This is a genomic window from Paenibacillus thermoaerophilus, from assembly GCF_005938195.1.
GTDB classification, from domain to species: Bacteria; Bacillota; Bacilli; order Paenibacillales; family Reconciliibacillaceae; genus Paenibacillus_W; species Paenibacillus_W thermoaerophilus.
Genome location: NZ_VCQZ01000013.1, coordinates 100,786 through 119,558, shown reverse-complemented (window position 1 = coordinate 119,558; position 18,773 = coordinate 100,786). Strand labels below are relative to the sequence as shown.

Below are 18,773 nucleotides of genomic sequence, written 5' to 3'. Positions count from 1 at the left end.
GCAAAGAGCGGCAAAAATGCTCCAAAACTAACATGGAAACCGATCATTAGGGAAAGTTCCCCCTCACAACCCAGCCAGCAACCCGAAACTATTTTTGAAAATCGACTTTTTCAGGAGCAACTAGTTAGTATAGTGCTATTATGACAAAGGTGAATCCTACGATCTTACCACTTTTTGTCGAATTCTGTTAATAAGATTGAATATTTTTAAACCCTCTGTGGTTACGTCAAACTGATAGGGGTTTCGTTGCCGTTTAACATGGAGACCAACTGGCAAGTAGTACTTCGGTATCTATTGTTATCATGACCACCCGGACGACTGTCGTCCTCTGTTCCGTATCCGCCGGGCGGGGGCTTCGTCCCGGCGCCCGGACGGCCCGAATCCGGCAAAAAAAAGGCGGCCCCTGAACGGACCGCCTCCCTCTTCCTCGTATGATGCTCCCGGCCGAATTTATTTCACCAGACCGAGCAATATTTCGCGAACCAGCTTCGCCGCGACGATCTGCGTCTGCTCCGTCGGATCGTACGCCGGCGCGACCTCGACGACGTCGGCTCCGACCACGTTCGCCTCCGATGCCGCCAGCGCGTGGATCGCGGCCAGCAGCTCCTTGGACGTGATGCCGCCCGCTTCGGCCGTACCCGTGCCGGGGGCCGCGGAAGGATCAAGCACGTCGATGTCGATGGTCAGGTAGACCGGACGGCCCGCCAGCTCCGGCAGCACCTTCCGGAGCGGCTCCAGCACCTCGAACGGATAAAAATTCACATGCTCCCGCGCATACCGGAATTCCTCGCGCGAGCCCGACCGGATGCCGAATTGATAGATGTTGCGGCCGCCGATCAGCTCGGCCGCTTTGCGCAGCGGCGTCGAGTGGGACAGCGGCTCGCCTTCGTAGCTCTCGCGCAGGTCGGCGTGAGCGTCGAAGTGCACGATCGCCAAATCCGGATATTTCGCGTACATCTCGCGGATGACCGGCCAGGAGCACAGGTGCTCGCCGCCCAGGCCGAGCGGGAATTTGCCGTCGTCCAGCAGCTTGCGGACGTACTCGCCAATGATGTCCAGGCTGCGCGCCGCGTTGCCGAACGGCAGCAGCAGGTCCCCGGCATCGAAGTAGGTGATGTCGAACAGGCTCTTGTCCAGATACGGGCTGTACTCTTCGAGCCCGATCGACACCTCGCGGATACGGGCGGGACCGAAGCGCGAGCCGGGCCGGAAGCTGACGGTGAAGTCCATCGGCATTCCGTAAATCACGGCTTTGGACGCGGCGTAGTCTTCGGACGAGCAGATAAAGACGTTGCCGGAATAAGCTTGATCCAAACGCATGAATTCAACACTCCTCGGGTATGCGGTCATAAGAAAAGCAACGAACGGGCCGCGAAGGGCCCGCCGAAACTTGGAGAAAAGCTGCGCCCCGCGCCGATTACTTCGTCAGATCCTCGACGAACTTCGGCAGCGCGAAAGCGGCCTTATGCAGGCGCGGCGTGTAATATTTCGTGTCCAGCTCCGGAATCGCCGACTCGTCGACCTCAAGCGGATCGTATTTCTTGCTGCCCATCGTGAAGGTCCAGAGGCCGCTTGGATACGTCGGGATATTCGCGATATAGACCCGCACGATCGGGAAGATCTCCTTCACGTCCCGATTGACGGTCCGGATCAGGTCCGCTTTGAACCACGGGTTGTCCGTCTGCGCGACAAAGATGCCGTCGTCCTTCAGCGCGTCGTAGATGCCTTGGTAGAAGCCGCGGGTGAACAGCTCCACCGCCGGGCCTACCGGCTCGGTCGAGTCGACCATGATGACGTCGTACGTGTTTTTATGGTCGTGGATATGCATGTAGCCGTCGTTGACGATCACCTGAACGCGAGGATTGTCGAGTTCTCCGGCGATGTTCGGCAAATATTTCTTGGAGTATTCGATGACCTTGCCGTCAATCTCCACGAGCACGGCTTTTTTCACCTTCGGATGCTTTAGCACTTCGCGAATGACCCCGCCGTCGCCGCCGCCGACGACCAGCACGTTCTCCGGATTCGGATGGGTGGCCAGCACCGGATGCGCCACCATCTCGTGATAGACGAACTCGTCCCGGTCGGACGTCATGACCATGCCGTCGAGCAGCAGCATCGTTCCCCATTGTTCCGTCTCGATCATCGCGAGATCCTGGAAATCCGTCTTCTCGGTCACCAGCGTCTCTTTGACCTTCATCGTGATGCCGTACGTATCCGTTTGCTTCTCGGTAAACCACAATTCCATGTTCGTCCGACCTTCTTTCCGCAAAATTCCGTCCGTTCGCCCGCCCTTCGGGGGCGGACTCCCAGTCCAATACCAAGTATTATATTAAAACGGCTCAAAAATGCAATGAAACGAAACGACTTTTCGCAAAAACTTTACGCGATGAATATCCAAAACTCCCTTTTTCCATAATAAAGCTATACGCTTGTCGAAGAAGGGAAGATGACAGATGGCCGATACGCTCGAACCGCGCGCGGAGAAACGCTCCCGGCGATCGCGCAGCCCGAAACGGAGCCTGGGCGCGCGTATTCGCCTCCTCGCCTCCGCCGTCGCGGTGCTGGCCGTTGTCTGCGCGGTCGGGTTCGGCGCTCTGTTGCTGTATCTGAACTCCCAACCGCTTCCGGCGGCCCATGTGCCGCAGACCTCGCAGATCCTCGACGCCGAGGGGAAGCTGATCCGATCCTTCTACACGGGAGAGAACCGTACGATCGTCCCGCTAACGAGCATCTCGAAATGGCTCATTCAAGCGACGCTGGCCGTCGAAGACCGCCGGTTTTACGAGCACAACGGCTTCGATTTCCGGGGACTCGCCCGCGCCGTCACCGTCAACGTCAAGACGTTGTCGAAGGCGCAGGGGGCCAGCACGTTGACGCAGCAGCTCGCGCGCAACCTGTATCTGAACCATGACCGGACGTGGACCCGCAAAATCAAAGAAGCGTTCTACACGCTCCAACTGGAGTTGAAGCTCAGCAAGGACGAGATTCTAGAGAGCTACTTGAACGAGATTTATTACGGGCATTCGGCCTACGGTGCGGAGGCCGCTTCGCAGATGTTTTTCGGCAAGCCGGCCAAAGACCTGACTCTCGCCGAAAGCGCGATGCTGGCGGGCATCCCCAAAGGCCCGCGCTATTATTCGCCTTACCTGGATTGGAACAACGCCAAATCCCGGCAGGAGCTGATCCTCGATCTGATGGATGCCGACGGCTATATTACGCCGGAGCAGGCGTTGGAGGCGAAGCGGGAAATTCTCGCGCTGCAGCCGCGTAAAACCGGGCGGCCGCTGACGGCCGGGTACTTCGTCGACTACGTCAAGCAGCAGGCGCAGGAGAAGCTTGGCGTTACCGAGGAGCAATTCGAGCAGGGCGGGTATATTATCCAAACGACGCTCGACCTGAACGCCCAGCAGGCAGCCGAGGAGATCGTCGCCAAGGAGCTTGAGGACAAGCCGGAGCTGCAAGCCGCGCTGGTGGCGGTCGATCCCCGGAACGGGCATATCCGGGCGATGGTCGGCGGCAGGAACTACGCGGACAACCAGTTCAACCGCGCCCTGTCGGCGGCGAGGCAGCCGGGCTCGGCGTTTAAGGCGTTCGTGTACCTGGCGGCGTTGCAGCAGCCGGGCTTCACGCCCTCGACCCGGTTCATGAGCGAGCCGACTTCCTTCGCGTACGACGAAGGTCGGAAGCTGTACACCCCGAGCAACTACAACAACAAGTACGAGAACCGCCGGATCGACCTGCGCACCGCCATCGCCAAGTCCGACAATATTTACGCCGTCTCGACGATCCGCATGATCGGCGAACAGCACGTCATCGATCTGGCCCGCCGGCTCGGCATCTCGGGGCCGATGGACCCGGTGCCTTCGCTGGCGCTCGGCTCCTTTGGCGTCAGCCCGCTGGAGATGGCCAGCGCCTACGGCGCCATCGCCAATCTCGGAATCCGCGCAGAGCCGACCGCCATCCTGCGCATCCGCACGGCCGACGGACAGATGCTGTACGAGCACGTCCAAAGGGAAGCTTCCGTCGTCTCGCCGGCCGCGGCTTACGTGCTGACGGACGCCATGACGTCGGTGTTCGAGCCGGGCGGCACCGGCTACCGCGTCGCCGCCGCGCTGAAGCGGCCCGTCGCCGGCAAATCGGGCACGACCAACTCGGACGCGTGGATGGTCGGCTATACGCCGGAACTGTCCACGGCGGTATGGGTCGGGTACGACCGCGGCCGCACGATCGACGCGATCGAGTCCTACAAGGCCGCGCCCATCTTCGCCGAATTCACGGAACGCGCCCTGGCCGCGATTCCGCCGAAGCTGTTCCCGATGCCAGAGGGCGTCACGACGGTATATGTCGATCCGGCTTCGGGCAAGCTCGCGGCCCCCGGCTGCGGCGAATCGCAGCTGATGGCGTTCGTGTCCGGCACGGAGCCGACCGAATATTGCGACGGACGGACGCGCGGCAGCGGCGATATCGGCGGCCCCGGGAGCGGATCGGACCATCCGGGAAGCAAAAACGGCTCGTGGTGGGAGGATCTTCGCCGCTGGTGGAACGGATAGACAGCCTGCAACGCAACGGCGCCTTCTCCCGTTACAAGGAGAAGGCGCCGTCTGTTCGTTTCTGGTTCAGCGCGTTCAGTATCCTCTCGTCTCCACCTCGATCTGCTCCGGAACTACAAGCGTGAGCAGATGATCCGGACTCGGTCTGACCCATTCGCGATCCCTGCTCACTCCCTCGATCCAGACGTAGAGCGTCGAACCGACCTGATTCGTCTTCAGCAGGCCGCCGCCATTGGCTATGTTTTTCGGCTCCGGACTCCAATAGCGGATTTGCCCCATCAGCTGCATCTCGCGATCGGCCGTCCGGTCGATTTTCACATGGCCGCGGCCGTTCACCACAATACGCTTGACGCTCTCCGGCACGGCGTGCCGCTCCGGTTCGAGGGTAATCGTATGCTCCGTCGCCCGCACCTCCCGGCGGATTTCGTCCAGCAGCCCCAGCGATCCGAACATCGACAACCCGAGGCTGCAGAATCCGATCGCCGCCACGAGAAACAAACTGATCCAATCGTACCGCACATTCGTCCGTTCGCTGCCCGCCAGCTTCAGGTAGACGAGCAGCTCGACGCCCAACAACACCAGGACAAGCGGCGCGGCCAGCAGCAGCGTATCGTAAGCTTTATGTCCGGCAAACATCGACAGCGCCAGCGCGATCCCCGTTGCCACAAGGGTAACCCCCATCGACAACGTGCCTACCCGCCAATTTTTCATTCTCTCCCCGCCTCTCCGCCGTTCGGCTCCGTCCGGTCCCGATCCTCGTAAGCGTCGCGTCGCGGCCCCATCAGAAGCTTCAAGCCGCCTGCGATCAGCAGGAACGACACGATCGCCGTCGGAAAGTAATACCGAATTTTATAATATTCGCCCCGCAGCTTCGGCAGCATTTCCAGCAACGCCTGCAAGATCACCCGGTCGATCAGGTAATAGGCTCCGACCAGCACAAGCGCGTACCCGATCCAGCGCTGATGCGGCGCCAGATACGACACGACCGGTTCGTCCTTGAGCGGCTCCCGCCCGTAGCGGGACAGGTAGTGATAAGCGTCGAAAAAGGCGTAGAACCAGAAGAGCGGCAGCAGGATAAAAAACAAGGTCAGCCGCAGCGTGTCCATCAGGTAAATCGCCAGCAGAAAGCCGCCCATCAGTTGGATGCCTCTACGGGATAAACCGAGGTACAAGTGTCCCGCTCCCGGGAAAATCGACAGCGCTACGCCGAGCACCCGGCTCTTGCGGCCTGCGCCCATATGGCCTTCCAGATCTTCGAACAGTGACCGGTCGGCAAGCGTTTCCCCCCGCTGTTTTCTCTGCAGCTTGTCGGACACGTCGAACATGCAGTAGATCCAGATGACCGGCAAGACCAGCAGGAACACGAGAAACGCCCCGATATTGCTGACCGCCGTAATAAAAATGACGCTGATCCCAACCCCGAAATACGCCGCCAAAAACGTCAGGCCGCGCTGCATCAGCCCGAGCGACATATGTCCGAGCCCGGGGATGAACGACAGAAGCATCGCATGCGTCCGCTCGCGTTGACGCAGATAGTCCTCCGCGGCGGAGGCGTAAGCCTCGGGCGGCTGCGTTCCGTCGTACGCGTGCCGGAGCCCCGGCGCCGGTCCCCTAATCAACGACAGGACCATGTCGATGATATTGATCACCCAGGCGGCAGCCGCCGCGAACAGCAGCAGCAAAACGATCTCGTCCTCATGCGTGTTCCCGGACAACACCAGCAAAAAAAGCAGGCCCATCGGTATAAAGAAGCCGCCTCCGTACAGCACAAACCGGCCGAACCGGCCCAAATAAGCGTGGCCCAGCCCCGGTATAACAGACAATAGAAACGCGACGATCGGACTTTTTGGCTTCATGGTATGATCCACTCCTTTCGTTTATCGGAATCGCGTGGTCTGGAGTTCGGCCAGCCAGGATACGGTTTTGTCCATCAGGCCTTGCGACCAGGAGCCGCCGTAGCCCGAGGCCGGTTGGCCCGGCTCCCCAGGCCCGGCCGGCGGTTGGGGCGAGGCGACCACCGCCGCGTCCAGTTCCGCCAACCGGCCGGCCAGGCCGTTCATCGCGCCGCTGCCGATCAGCAGCATCGTGATGGCCGCCGCGATTGCGTAAGGCGCGGCCGGATGGGCCAGCCAGCCGCGGCGGCGTCGCTCCTGACGCCGGGCTTTCCGGGCGGCGGCAGGACGCGCGGTCCGCGCCGATGGCGCTTGCGTCGGCTCGGACGCCTTCGCCCCGGAATGCCGGGCCGCTTCCTCCATCCGCTCCGCCGCCGGACCGGCTCCGGCCCGGGGCATCGCCTCGATCGACGCGACGATCCGGTCGGCCAGCCCGTCCAGCCATTGCGGCGGCATCGGCGGAAGCTCCAAACTTTCCAAGGCCTCCACATACCGCTCCAGACATTCTCCGCATGTTTCCAAATGGCGCTCCAGCGCATCCCGCTCGGATTCCGGCAGCTCGCCGCGCACATAAGCTTCCCACATTTCCCGACTGCCGTGATTCGGATCTGCCCGCGTCATTCAAAGTCCTCCTTCCGCCAATGTCGTTTCATCCAGTTTCTGGCCCGGTACAGCCGGGACTCCACGCTTTTTCGTTCCAGGCCGGTATCCTTCGCGATTTCCTCGTACGACTTTTCTTCCATATAGTAAGCCGCCACCACCTCGCGGTAATGGCCGGGCAGTTCGGCGACCCGCTCCCGCACAAGCTTTCGCCGCTCCTCCCGCACGACCGTCTCGTCCGTCCGCTCGACAGCGTCCGCGGCCCCGGCTTCCAGCCGGTCGGGAAGATCCGTCAGTTCTTCGGGCCTCCGGGCCCGGCGCCGCTTGTAATCGATCGCCTTGTTGACTGCGATCCGCGCGAGCCACGTCTTCAGTCCTTCCATTCGGCAGTCCGGGAGGGAACGGTACACTTGCAAGAGCACGTCCTGCGTCACGTCCTCGGCATCCGGCACCGAGCGCAGGACGCCGTATACGGTTTTATATATATAGTCTCCGTAAGCCTGCACGAACGGACGGTACGCTTCCGCATCCCCGTTCCGCACGGCCTCGATCCAGGCCTGATCGTTGCTTGCGATACTCGCTCCCTCCCTTCCCGAATGTATAGACGCGCATTCTCCCCCGCACCCCTGCGCTTCGCCGAAAATATTTTTTCTCCCTCGTTTCTCTTCCATGTTACAATAGTAGAAGACGAGACATCCGTAAGACGCGAAACACGCGCCGCAAGGGAATATCGGCCGAACAGCCGGTTCCTTTGCGGCGCTTTTGCGTCTTTGGCCGCCGCGCTGCGGACAGGGCGGGCTGTCTGTTCGCGTTTAGCCCCCATGCCGCTTGGGAATTCGGCCGACCGTCTCCCTACAACCTCTGTGAGCGTCTGCCCCTGTGAGGTGTGAACACCGCCGCGCGCATCGGGATGAAGGCCTTGGAGCAAACCGAGGGGACCGCATTTGATGGCGGGCGGCCCCTTCAGCGCTCCCTGCCAACGCAAAGAAGCAGACGCCCCGAACGTCTGCTTCTTTGCTGTCCTTGTATATTGGGTAGCAATATACTGTTCCCTAGTTTACTTCACGCGGCAGCCTTCTTACAAGTGTTGTCCACACAAATGACACAATTTCGGTCCGGGAGAAGGAGGACCCCTCGCTTCGGGCTGCGCCCGGCTTCCCGGGCGATTCCTCTTCGCCGAACCTCCCAAAAAAACTCGAAATCCAGCAACATGCGCCTCTGTATCGTCCATATAATAGAGGCAGCCTTGATTCCAGCGCCTCATCCATCGCAGTCAAGGAGGAAGAATGGATATGACGCATGTACTGCAGCCGGCTCCCGGCAGACAACGGCCCGCCTCGCGCAATTGGACGGCCTGGCTCGCTGCGGCCGCGCTTCTGCTTGCCTCCCCCGCCGAACCGCTTCACACGGGCGGCGCCGCTTATGCCGCCGCGGAAGTATCGGCGGCGCGGGTGGACTCCGGACTGCCCTCACGCACTCCCCAACAAATCGCCCAAATGTGGAACAAGCTCGCCCCGGCATGGGAGAACGGCGGAGAGCCGTTCCAGACCGCGCCGTCGACGGCCGCCCCTCATGACGCGGGCAGCTTGCATAAACGCTACATGGAAGGCGGAGTCGCCCGCGCCAACTTGTACCGCTATCTCGCGCCGGGTTCCCCGCCGATTTGAAAGCGAGCGAAGAATACAGCCGGCTCGCGCAGCACGGCGCCGTGCTGAATGCCTCGCTTGGGAAGATCGACCATACGCCGCCGAAGCCGGCGGGCATGAACCCGAGCTTCTACGAGGCCGCGTACAAGGGGACGAGCTCCAGCAATCTCGCCGCCTTGACCGCTAATCTCGCGGACGGGAACGTGCTGGCGGCAACCGTGGATCTCTACATGGACGATTCCGATCCGTACAACGTCGGCCACGGTCGAAGGCTACGAGCCGCTGTCTCCGCTGACGAGAGCGGAAGCCGTCCAGTTCATCCGCAACCTGAGAACCGCCTGGATTCCGTCCGAAGGCTGAGCCCGTCCCGCCGAAAAAAAACGGTCCCCGATCCGATAACCCGGACCGGGGACCGTCCGCATTTTAGCCCAACAACGCCTTTAATTCTTCCGGCGAGTTGTCGTACCATTCCGCGTTATGCCCGACGAGGCAGCGTTTGAGCGCGGCTTTCTCCGTCTCGTTCAGATTCTCCAGCATAAACCGGCGCTTCAGCGCGTAATCCATCCGGTTGACGTGGTCGGCCAAAATCTTCCAACCTTTCTTCGCCTCCGAATCGATGCTCATCTCGCAAGAGGTCACTCCCGCATAATACGAGCTGTCCTCGGACTTGACCACGTATACCCAGACGACGAAGCAGCGCCTTCCGTTCGGAACCTCGTCCTTGTTCGTCGTGAATTTGATGCCGCGCTCCACCTTGCTTTTGGCGTGAATCGCGCCGAGGTCGACGTACGCCTCGTCTCCGTCCACGATGATGCTCGACAGGTTGCTGAGATCGAGCGCTCCCGCGCCGAAGCCTTTATGCTGGTTTTTATTGCTGACGACATTCAGCGCGCCCAGCGGCTTTTTCACGGAAGCGGCCGCCGGCTGCTGGTTTTGTCCGTTAGTCGTTTGATCCATCCCGTATCCCCATCCTTTTGCTGCAGGCTAGATGCTATCTATTGTAGCGAATAAACCCGACTCATTTCCACTGTAACGTAAACGGCGTCTCCGTCGGCGACGCGGCAAACGCCGCGGCCGGACGATTCCCCGCCCCAAGCAAGCCGTTGCGGAGCCGCCCGGGACGGCTTGCCCGCGTTCCTCCCTACCTGTCCGAACTTCGCAGATATATTCCTGACCCTGTCCACATATACATGCCTTAGACGCTTGTCAACGGGGTGAATGGAGTATGATCCGCACAATTGCCAAACCGTACCGACTGCTTCTGCTGCTGGGACTAGCTCTTGCCGTGACGCTGATCTGGACGGCCCTGAATCTGCGCTCCGGCCGGGACGCCGACACCTTCGCCCTGTCCGGCCCCGGGCAGCCGAATGCCGGACAGGCACCGGCTCCGGCGGTGCCCAAGCCGCAGCCTACGCCGAAGGAACCGCCGCTCAGCGAGCGGGTGGCCGAGTACCATATCGGCGTCGCCCTGGACGAGTCGGACAAATCGCTGACGGGGGCGGAGACGCTGACGTGGCGCAATCCCGGGAAAAAGCCGGTTACGGAGCTGTATTTCCATCTGTACCCGAACGCGTTCGCCTCCGGGAAAAGCACCTTTATGCGGGAGTCGGGCGGCAAACTGCGCGGCGACAAGATGCCGGCCGGCGGCTACGGCCAGATGGAGATCACCTCGCTGAAAACATCCAGCGGCGTCGATCTGACGCCCCATATGCACTTCGTCCAGCCCGACGACGGCAACAAGGACGACAAAACCCTCATGCGCATCGTCCTGCCGGAGCCTATCCCGCCGGGCGGCAAAACGACGCTGCAGATTGCGTTCCGGGTCAAGCTGCCGCAGGCGTTCGCCCGGATGGGGTACTCGGGCGATTTCGTGATGGCCGGGCAATGGTTCCCCAAGATCGCCGTCTATGAGCCGGCCGGGACGCGAGGACGCCCGGACGAGGGGTGGAGCCTGCACCAATATCACGGCAATTCGGAGTTTTATTCGGACTTTGCCATCTACAGCGTCAATATCAAGGTACCGTCCCGGTACATCGTCGCCTCGACCGGCTTCCAGACGAAAACGGCCACCGACGACGGCCGCACCAAAACGTATCACTTTTATGCCGATGACGTGCACGACTTCGCCTGGGCCGCCTCCCCGGATTTCGTGTATGCCGAGGAGAAATTTTCGACGCCGAACATCCCGGGCATGCGCATCAAGCTGTACCTGGACCCCGCCCATCGGCATCTGAAGGACCGGTATATGGCCGCCGCCAAAAAATCGCTCGCCCGGTACAGCGAATGGTTCGGCACCTACCCCTACCAGACGCTCTCCATTGTCGTGCCTCCCGCCGGCGCCAACGGCGCGGGCGGCATGGAATACCCGACGCTTGTCACCGCCTGGGGCGCGGGCGATCCAAATCCCGGCTTCGAGCTCGAACGCGTCGTCGTTCACGAGATCGGCCATCAGTACTGGTACGGGATGGTCGCGTCCAACGAGTTCGAGGAAGCGTGGCTGGACGAAGGCTTCACCTCTTACGCCGAAGACCTCGTCATGGAGACCGATTACGGTGTGAAGAGCAATCTTGCGATGGAATCCAGCTTCATTACGTCGCCGGCGTCGCTCAACCGCTTCGCCTGGAACTTCAAGAGTCACTCGCATTACGCCGACAACGTCTACACCCGAGCCAAGCTCATCCTCGTCGATATCGAGAAGCAGATCGGACGGGACACGATGCGGAAGGTGCTCCGCACGTATTTCCAAAAGTGGAAATTCCGCCATCCGACGAGCCGCGAATTCCAAGCCACGCTGGAAAGCGTCACGAAGCAAAACTGGCAGCCCTACTTCGATCAATACGTATACGGCGACCGGATGGTCGATTTCTCGGTCGATTCCATCCGCAGCAAGAAGCTGCCGGGAGATGCCGAAGCCCGAGGAGCGGAGACGCTGTACGAGCACGAGGTGCTGATCCGCAATAAAGGAGGCACGCACTCGGCGGTGCCGATCGCCTTCCGGTTCGGGGACGGGACGGAGCAGCGGCAAATCTGGGACGGCCAAGGGGAATCGATCGTCTACAAATTCACCTACAATTCCCCGCTTCTCAACGTGCAGGTGGACCCCGACAAAACGATGGTGTTGGAGAACCGTCACATCAACAACTTCATGCGGACGGACGTGGATCGGAGACAAAGCGTTCGATGGTCGCTCGGCTTGGATAAACTCGCGGAGGCGCTGATTCGGGCGCTGGCGTGGTAAGAACGGAGGAGACCTCGCATATGATCTCGACGATGGGCGCGGTGCGCGCCGGATTTGCCAAGCTGAAGGCCCAGAGCTTCTCCATCCTGGTCCTGTTCCTCTATCAGCTCGTCTGGGGCTGGCTGTTCTACCGGTTCATCCGATCCGTGGTCGACCCCTTGCTGCATCGCTATCCGGGAGGCGGCTCGTCGAAGGAAGCGGTCGAGCTGTTCCTCGCCGAAGGCCAGTTCCGACTGCTGAAGTCCGATCTGGCGGAACCGTATCTGTGGACGCTCGCCGCCTTCGCGGCGGTCCGCCTCCTGCTTACGCCCGTGCTCAACGCGGGACTGTATTACTCGTTTCACCGGACGGATCTGAACCCCGGCTACCGGTTCGTCACGGGCGTCAAGCGGTTCACGATGCCATTCCTGTTCCTGCATCTGTTCCGAACGGCCGTCATCCTCGCTCCCGTCCTGTGGGCGGGGCCGAAGCTGTGGGCGCTGCTGCACCAAGACATATCCTTGACCGATATCTTATGGACAGCCGCCCCGTATGCCGCCATCTGGTTCGTTGGCGCCTTGCTGATCCACCTGCTTCTGATGCACATCCAATTCGCCATCGTCTCGGAAGCGGGCTGGTGGCGCGGGCTGAACGCGTTCGGCCGGGGGCTGCCGCCCGTGCTCGGTTCCTTCCTGCTGATCGGAGCGGCTTCCGCGGCAGCCATGACCGCGATGAATGCGGCCTCTCTCATCTGGGCGGGGATCGCCGCGTTGATCGCACACCAGGTGCAGTACCTGGCAAGCATCTGCTTCCGGTTGTGGGGGCTGGCGGCCCAGCATGAGATCTGGAGCGACCGCCAATAGGGAGAAGGCTGCGGCGAGCGCTCCATAACCGCCGCTTGCGACCGCACCGTTTTGCCAACGGATCTTCGCCACGCGCGAAGATCCGTTTTTTATGGGAGCGAATCTTTCGTATCCGTTATAAAAATACGAGAATATAAAACTTTTTTTGGGAATGCGGAAGGAGTTTCGCGCAAAACCGCGTATATATACAGGGTGAGTCAAAATTCATACTCATCATGCCGAATTTCCGCGAAGGCGGAAAACGGGGGAACCATTCTTCGGGTGAATTGGCCTCGCTTTCAGGGGCCATAGGGAAACCTTCGACCGAACCCTCCAGCTAACCTCGTAGGCATTTGGAAGGAGCCGCCCTGTTTTGAAGAAAATCGCTTTATCGCTGTTGTTTACTGCCGTATGTTCCGGATGGTTGGCCGGAGCCGCCTTCGCGGAATCGAAGATGAGCAAGGACATTAACGAACTCGTAGGCGTCCGATACAAATGGGCCGGCACCAGCACGAACGGCTTCGATTGTTCCGGATTCACCCAGTACCTGTTCAACGGATTCGGCATCGACCTGCCGCACTCGTCCAAGGGACAAGCGCAGCTCGGCGAAGCGGTGAACAAGTCCGATCTTCGCGCCGGCGACCTGGTGTTCTTCAATACCGACGGCAAAGGCATCTCCCACGTCGGCGTCTATGTCGGCGGCGGGTACTTCGTGCACAGCGCCACGAATCAGGGTGTCGTATTTACGGAATTGGACGACGCCTACTATGCCAAACGGTATGTGACCGCGCGGCGAATCCTGTCGGACGAGAAATACGAGGAATTGATGACGGACGTAGCGGAATAATGGATCGGAAAGAAGGCTGCGCAGCCCCGAATGCGGGAGGCGCGGCCTTCTTTGCCTTTCCGGACCGCTTCGAAGCCCAGGCCGGCCGGTAACTGACCGGAATACGCCGGAGCCCCGGGCAAGAGACGGGAGGCCTGCCGAGTCTGACAAATGTCATACGGAAGGGATGACACCGTCCACTAACCTCCTCTCCCCTTCCCTGCTACAATGAGAGCAGAACGAAATGAGAGGACGGTACGGCCATGGATATCGCCATCGCTTGCAAAGGTCTGGTCAAAACCTTCGGGAGCCTCCGCGCGCTGGACGGCGTGGATCTCGAAATCCGGCGCGGCGGCGTCACCGCGCTGCTCGGGCCGAACGGAGCGGGCAAATCGACAACGATCTCGCTGATTCTCGGATTGCTTCGCCCCACATCGGGCGAAATCCGGGTGCTGGGCCGGAAGCCCGGCTCGATCGAGCTGCGCCGCAAGCTCGGCGCGATGGTGCAGGAAGCCAAAGCTCCGGACGGCCTGACGGTCCGGGAGCTGCTGCAGTTGTTCCGCAGCTATTATCCCCGGCCGCTGCCGCTGGACCGTCTGCTCGACCTGTCTGGCCTGCGCGGCGAGGCGGGACGGCGGGCGACGGCCTTGTCCGGCGGACAGCGGCGGCGCTTGCAGTTCGCCCTCTGCATGGCCGGCGATCCGGAGCTGATCCTGCTTGACGAGCCGACAACCGGCATGGACGTGGAGGCGCGCCTCCGGTTCTGGGAAGAAATACGCGCTCTCGCCTCCGGCGGGCGCACCGTGCTGCTGACGACGCATTCGATGGAGGAAGCCGACGCGCTGGCGGAGAACATCCATGTCATAGCGGACGGCCGGATCGTGGCGGCAGGAACGCCGCAGCAATTGAAGGCCATCGCGTCGATGCCCGCGGTCTCCTTCACCGCCGACCGCCTGCCCGACGAAGCCGAACTGCTCCGCGCGACGGGAGCGGCAAGAATCGAACGGGACGGTTCCCGCGTCCGCCTGTTCGCGAGCGACACGGATGCGCTGCTGCCCGTTCTGTTCGCGAGCGGCTGGGGCGTGCGGGACATCCGCGTCGAAACCGCCCGCCTGGAAGACGCCTACCGGCAGTTGACGCGAGCCGCCGATTCCGGAGCCGCGATGCCGGGGCCGCATCTGCCATCTCAAGGAGGAGGGATTCCCCGATGACCGCAGCCATGCTCGCCGCCCAAACCCGCGCCGAGGCGCTCCGAATCGTGCGCAGCCCGTTTTTCCTGATCTTTTCGATCGGGATGCCGCTCGCGTTCTATTTCTTGTTCGCCGCGCTCAACGGCTCGGATACGGTAATCGAATCGACGGTTTACGGCGCTTACTCCCTGATGTCGATGACGGCTTTCAGCCTGGTCGGCACGGCAGTCAGCCAATTCGGCATCCGGCTCGCCTATGAGCGCCGCGACGGCTGGGTGCGCACGCTGCGCCTGACGCCGCTGTCCCCGTCCGCTTGGGTGGGCAGCAAGATCGCCGCCCATCTGGTTATGCATCTGGCCATTTTGCTGCTCCTTTTCGCCTCCGGCGGGCTCGTCTATGATCTCAACCTTTCCATCGGCGTCTGGATTTCTTCCGGTTTATGGTTGTGGATCGGCAGCGTTCCGTTCCTCGCGCTTGGGGCATTGCTGGGCACGATGCGCCATGCGGATGCCGCGATCGCCGTCGGCAACGTGCTGCATCTGGGCATGTCCGTATTGGGCGGCTTATGGATGCCGCTGTCCGTCATGCCGAAGTGGATGCAGATGGTCGGACAATGGCTGCCGACGCACCGTTACGCGCACGGCGCCTGGAACCTGCTGGCCGGCTCCCCGCCGTCGGCCGCCGACTGGATGATTTTGGCGGGCTTCGGCGCCGTCTGTATGCTACTATCGGTATATATCCTGAACCGACGGGAAGCGATCTGATCATGAACGCGAACGAAACCGCCCGCCGCCGCCCCAGGCGGTTTTTTCCCGCTAGAGCGGGCCTTCTGCCGCTGATTTACCTGATGAATCTGGCATTGCCTGTTTATTTTTTGACGCTGGAACCGCCAGGGCGGATGACGGCCGGCTACGGTCTGCTTGTTCTGTTCGTCTGGCTCTACCGGGAGCTTCACTGGGTCGAGCCTTCGCTCAAGGCCAATGCCATGTTAGCCGCCCAACTGTCGATCATCCTGGGGCTCGCGAATTTCTATCATCCGATGTACAGCTATTTGGGATTCATGATGTCCGTTCCGCTAAGCCGCCAGTCGCCTTTCGTCATCTCCGTAACGGGTGCCGTTTTTTTGATCGGCTTGATCGTCGCAGCGGAACCGTACTTCGATCAGGTCGGGCTCGAATTTTGGTTTTCGCTGCTGCCGACCTTGTTCGGCGTCTGCGTCCTGCCGTGGATCATACGAGCATCCATGAAATATATGCAAATGTCCGAGCGTCTTCATGCCGCTACCTCGCAGATCGAGCGCATGGCCCAACAGGAGGAGCGGAACCGGATCGCCCGCGAGCTGCATGACACGCTTGGGCATACGCTCTCGCTGATTGCGCTCAAGAGCGAACTGGCGGAGAAGCTCGCCTCCCGCTCCCCCGAGCAGGCCGCCCGGGAGGCGCGCGAGATCCGCGATACGGCGCGCGGAGCGTTAAAGCGGATGCGGGAGCTGGTCACGGAGATGAAGACGGTCCGCCTCCGCGACGAGATCGGGCATGCCCGGACGTTGTGCGCCGCAGCGGGCATCGGGCTGAAGGTTCACGGGCTTCCTGAGACGTCGGCGATTCGGGAGGAGGCAGGACCGGAACGGACGGTCCCGTATACGCCTTTGCAGGAATCCATCCTCGCCATGTGTCTGCGCGAAGCGATCACCAACGTCGTGCGCCACAGCCAAGCCAATAACTGCGAGATCGCGCTGGAACACGATGAACATTCGGTACGCCTCACGATCGCCGACGACGGCATCGGCCTGAGCGGGTCCGTCGATCCCGGCAACGGACTCCGCGGCATCCGCGAGCGGTTGGCGCTGGTCGACGGGACGCTGACGCTGCAGCCGGGGGATCGGCGGGGAACGAAGCTTGCGCTGTCCGTTCCGCTCGTGCGCCGGAGTCTGCCGGACGTTCCGGCCGCCGCCATATTACCGCAAGGAGGCGATTCCCGATCATCCGAATCGTGATTAGCGAAGATCAAGGGCTGCTTCGGAGCGCGCTCGTATCCTTGCTTTCGCTGGAAGAGGATCTGGATGTCGTGGGGCAAGCCGGCGACGGAAGGGAAGCCCTCGCCCTGATCGAACGGCTCCGTCCGGATGTCGCGCTGATCGATATCGAGATGCCGCTGATGAGCGGCCTGGATGTAGCGGATGCCCTGGCAGGACGGGAAGAAATCGGCTGTCGGCTGATCATCTTGACGACATTTGCGAGACCGGGGTATTTCCAGAGGGCCATGAAAGCCGGCGTGTTCGGCTATCTGCTGAAGGACAGCCCGGCCGAGGAGCTCGCCGAAGCGATCCGAAGCGTGCGGAATGGCCGACGGGTCATTCACCCCGAGCTGGCGTTCGCCATGTGGGAGGAACCTTGCCCTTTGACCGCGAGGGAGCGCGAGGTACTGTCCTTGGCCGCGCTGGGCCATTCGTTGCAGGAGATCGGCGCGAAACTGTTCCTGTCGCACGGCACCGTGCGCAATTACATCTCCGAAGCGATGGGCAAGCTGGGAGCAAGCTCGCGGATCGAAGCGATCCGCAAGGCCCGGGACAAGGGCTGGCTCGATTAAGGCCGGCCGGCATGAACGAGGGGGCGGACCGCAGACGGTCGCCCCCTCCTGTGTTTATTATTGAATCGAACGAACCATGCCGCCGTCCACCTGGAGCGTCGCGCCGGTGACATACGAGGATCGGTCGGACGCGAAAAAAGCAACCGCCTCCGCGAACTCCTCCGGTCGGCCGTACCGTCCGGCCGGAATCAGCCGGATGTTGCCCTCCGCGATCTGCTCGACCGGCACCCCGCGCGCTTCCGCCGCATAAGCGTCCAGCTCGCGGACGCGTTCGGTCGCGATTCGGCCCGGCGCGACATTGTTCACGCGAATGCCGTACGGGGCGAACTCGTCGGCCAGCGACTTGGCGAGGCCGACAACCGCCGCGCGGTAAGCGTTCGACAGAATCAGGCCGGCCAGCGGCTGTTTGACCGAGATCGAGACGATATTGACGATCGACGCGCGGCCGCTCGCCTTCAAATGCGGTAGCGCCTCACGCACGAGCCGCACCAGGCTCAGGAAGTTGCGGTCATGGGCTTGCTGCCAGACGTCGTCGGAGAACGATTCGAACGTGCCGGCCGGCGGCCCGCCCGCGTTGTGCACCAGAACGTCCAGCCGTCCGCGCGCCTCGACCGTGCCCTGCACGACCTTCCGGATATCTTCCGGATTGCCCATATCCGCCGCGAAACCGAGCGGTTTATGCCCGGTCTCCGCTTCTATCTCGGCTGCCGCCCGTTCGATCGCCTCTTTCGACCGGCTCAGGATCGTCACCTGCGCGCCGCCTTGGGCCAGCCGTTTGGCGCTGGCGAAGCCGAGGCCGCTGCTGGCCGCGCAGACGACGGCCACTTTGCCTTGCAGACCGTCGTTAAGGGTAGTAGAACTCATTCTCATCTCTCCTTCGCTAGGATACACTGGGTGAAAAGCTTCTGTTGAAAGTCTCCAAGCGGATGCCAGAACGCTGTTTGCTGACGCTTTTATCGAGAGCATCCGTCCGCGTCAAAACGAACATATGGAAGCGGGTTCATCGATCAATTTCGAGCATACCGGAAAGCTGACGTCCGTTCAAACGATGTCGCGCAAAGGAGCGGATCAAGTTGCGGCCAGGCAGAGTGATCGGCGAAGGCCGGATGGCGGTTGTACACGAATGGGAGCCGGGTCTCGTGCTGAAATGGTTCCGGGAGGCATACCGGAGCCGATGACCGCGCATGAGCTCGCGATCGGGGTACGCCGATGCCTTGACGGTCGAAGCCGGCCGGCTGCAAGGGCCCGCCCCCGACCAGACGCAAGATATGCGGCTCGCGCTTCAGTCGTTGGCGCGATTGTCGGCATACGACATCAACACGGTCATCTGCTACCACGGAGGCGTGTACCGGGCCGGAGACGTCAACCGGCGAATCGCGGAGATCGCCGGAAGCTGATTCGGCTGCCTCCGGACTTCCGCT

Annotated in this window: 18 protein-coding genes and 1 riboswitch; of the genes, 10 read left to right on the top strand and 8 right to left on the bottom strand. The window is 61.6% G+C overall.

Annotated elements, in window-relative coordinates; genetic code table 11:
- Positions 1–450: 450 nt before the first annotated feature.
- Complete coding sequence (gene speB / locus FE781_RS10880) at positions 451–1,320, bottom strand: agmatinase (protein WP_138789653.1); 870 nt, start codon at positions 1,318–1,320, stop codon at positions 451–453.
- A gap of 97 nt (positions 1,321–1,417) precedes the next feature.
- Positions 1,418–2,245, bottom strand: a complete 828-nt coding sequence (gene speE / locus FE781_RS10875; RefSeq protein WP_138789652.1) for a polyamine aminopropyltransferase — start codon at positions 2,243–2,245, stop codon at positions 1,418–1,420.
- A gap of 208 nt (positions 2,246–2,453) precedes the next feature.
- On the opposite strand from speE, the gene FE781_RS10870 reads away from it, so the two are divergent.
- Positions 2,454–4,550 carry a transglycosylase domain-containing protein gene (locus FE781_RS10870; protein WP_138789651.1) on the top strand — a complete coding sequence of 699 codons (2,097 nt, stop codon included), beginning with the start codon at positions 2,454–2,456 and terminating at the stop codon, positions 4,548–4,550.
- 75 nt (positions 4,551–4,625) lie between these two features.
- Here FE781_RS10870 and FE781_RS10865 read toward each other — a convergent pair whose 3' ends face one another.
- Genes FE781_RS10865 through FE781_RS10850 form a run of 4 tightly spaced genes read right to left on the bottom strand, consistent with a single transcriptional unit; the run spans position 4,626 to position 7,713 of the window.
- Positions 4,626–5,261 (bottom strand): hypothetical protein, encoded by a 636-nt coding sequence (locus FE781_RS10865; protein ID WP_138789650.1) that lies wholly within the window; start codon positions 5,259–5,261, stop codon positions 4,626–4,628.
- A complete protein-coding gene (locus tag FE781_RS10860; protein ID WP_211346343.1) occupies positions 5,258–6,406 on the bottom strand; it encodes a hypothetical protein in 1,149 nt (382 codons plus the stop codon). The genes FE781_RS10865 and FE781_RS10860 overlap by 4 nt, the downstream gene beginning before the upstream one ends.
- Positions 6,407–6,427: 21 nt before the next feature.
- A complete protein-coding gene (locus tag FE781_RS10855) occupies positions 6,428–7,063 on the bottom strand; it encodes a zf-HC2 domain-containing protein (protein ID WP_138789649.1) in 636 nt (211 codons plus the stop codon).
- Positions 7,060–7,713 (bottom strand): RNA polymerase sigma factor, encoded by a 654-nt coding sequence (locus FE781_RS10850; protein WP_138789648.1) that lies wholly within the window; start codon positions 7,711–7,713, stop codon positions 7,060–7,062. Before FE781_RS10850 ends, FE781_RS10855 begins: the two co-directional genes overlap by 4 nt.
- Before the next feature lie 621 nt (positions 7,714–8,334).
- On the opposite strand from FE781_RS10850, the gene FE781_RS10845 reads away from it, so the two are divergent.
- On the top strand, positions 8,335–8,709 hold the full coding sequence (locus FE781_RS10845; RefSeq protein WP_138789647.1) for a hypothetical protein: 375 nt from the start codon (positions 8,335–8,337) through the stop codon (positions 8,707–8,709).
- A gap of 402 nt (positions 8,710–9,111) precedes the next feature.
- Here the strand turns inward: FE781_RS10845 and FE781_RS10840 are convergent, their stop codons facing one another.
- Positions 9,112–9,645, bottom strand: coding sequence for a YwhD family protein (locus FE781_RS10840; protein WP_138789646.1), 534 nt, complete (start codon positions 9,643–9,645; stop codon positions 9,112–9,114).
- 268 nt (positions 9,646–9,913) lie between these two features.
- On the opposite strand from FE781_RS10840, the gene FE781_RS10835 reads away from it, so the two are divergent.
- From FE781_RS10835 to FE781_RS10805, 7 genes are all read left to right on the top strand, one after another.
- A complete protein-coding gene (locus FE781_RS10835) occupies positions 9,914–11,926 on the top strand; it encodes a M1 family metallopeptidase (RefSeq protein ID WP_211346342.1) in 2,013 nt (670 codons plus the stop codon).
- 20 nt (positions 11,927–11,946) lie between these two features.
- Entirely contained in the window at positions 11,947–12,768 is an 822-nt protein-coding gene (locus FE781_RS10830) for a hypothetical protein (RefSeq protein ID WP_138789645.1), read from the top strand.
- Positions 12,769–12,974: 206 nt separating this feature from the next.
- Positions 12,975–13,114, top strand: a riboswitch (cyclic di-AMP (ydaO/yuaA leader).
- A 6-nt stretch (positions 13,115–13,120) separates the two neighbouring features.
- A complete protein-coding gene (locus FE781_RS10825; RefSeq protein WP_246068138.1) occupies positions 13,121–13,594 on the top strand; it encodes a C40 family peptidase in 474 nt (157 codons plus the stop codon).
- Between the two features lie 242 nt (positions 13,595–13,836).
- Complete coding sequence (locus FE781_RS10820) at positions 13,837–14,784, top strand: ABC transporter ATP-binding protein (RefSeq protein ID WP_138789643.1); 948 nt, start codon at positions 13,837–13,839, stop codon at positions 14,782–14,784.
- On the top strand, positions 14,781–15,527 hold the full coding sequence (locus FE781_RS10815; protein ID WP_246068137.1) for an ABC transporter permease: 747 nt from the start codon (positions 14,781–14,783) through the stop codon (positions 15,525–15,527). The genes FE781_RS10820 and FE781_RS10815 overlap by 4 nt, the downstream gene beginning before the upstream one ends.
- Before the next feature lie 2 nt (positions 15,528–15,529).
- Entirely contained in the window at positions 15,530–16,759 is a 1,230-nt protein-coding gene (locus tag FE781_RS10810) for a sensor histidine kinase (RefSeq protein ID WP_138789642.1), read from the top strand.
- Positions 16,744–17,352 carry a response regulator transcription factor gene (locus FE781_RS10805; protein ID WP_138789641.1) on the top strand — a complete coding sequence of 203 codons (609 nt, stop codon included), beginning with the start codon at positions 16,744–16,746 and terminating at the stop codon, positions 17,350–17,352. The genes FE781_RS10810 and FE781_RS10805 overlap by 16 nt, the downstream gene beginning before the upstream one ends.
- 57 nt (positions 17,353–17,409) lie before the next feature.
- Here the strand turns inward: FE781_RS10805 and FE781_RS10800 are convergent, their stop codons facing one another.
- Positions 17,410–18,216: an SDR family oxidoreductase gene (locus tag FE781_RS10800; RefSeq protein WP_138789640.1), complete on the bottom strand. Its 807-nt coding sequence runs from the start codon at positions 18,214–18,216 to the stop codon at positions 17,410–17,412.
- Between the two features lie 320 nt (positions 18,217–18,536).
- On the opposite strand from FE781_RS10800, the gene FE781_RS10795 reads away from it, so the two are divergent.
- Positions 18,537–18,749, top strand: coding sequence for a hypothetical protein (locus FE781_RS10795; RefSeq protein WP_138789639.1), 213 nt, complete (start codon positions 18,537–18,539; stop codon positions 18,747–18,749).
- The last annotated feature ends 24 nt before the right edge of the window (positions 18,750–18,773 follow it).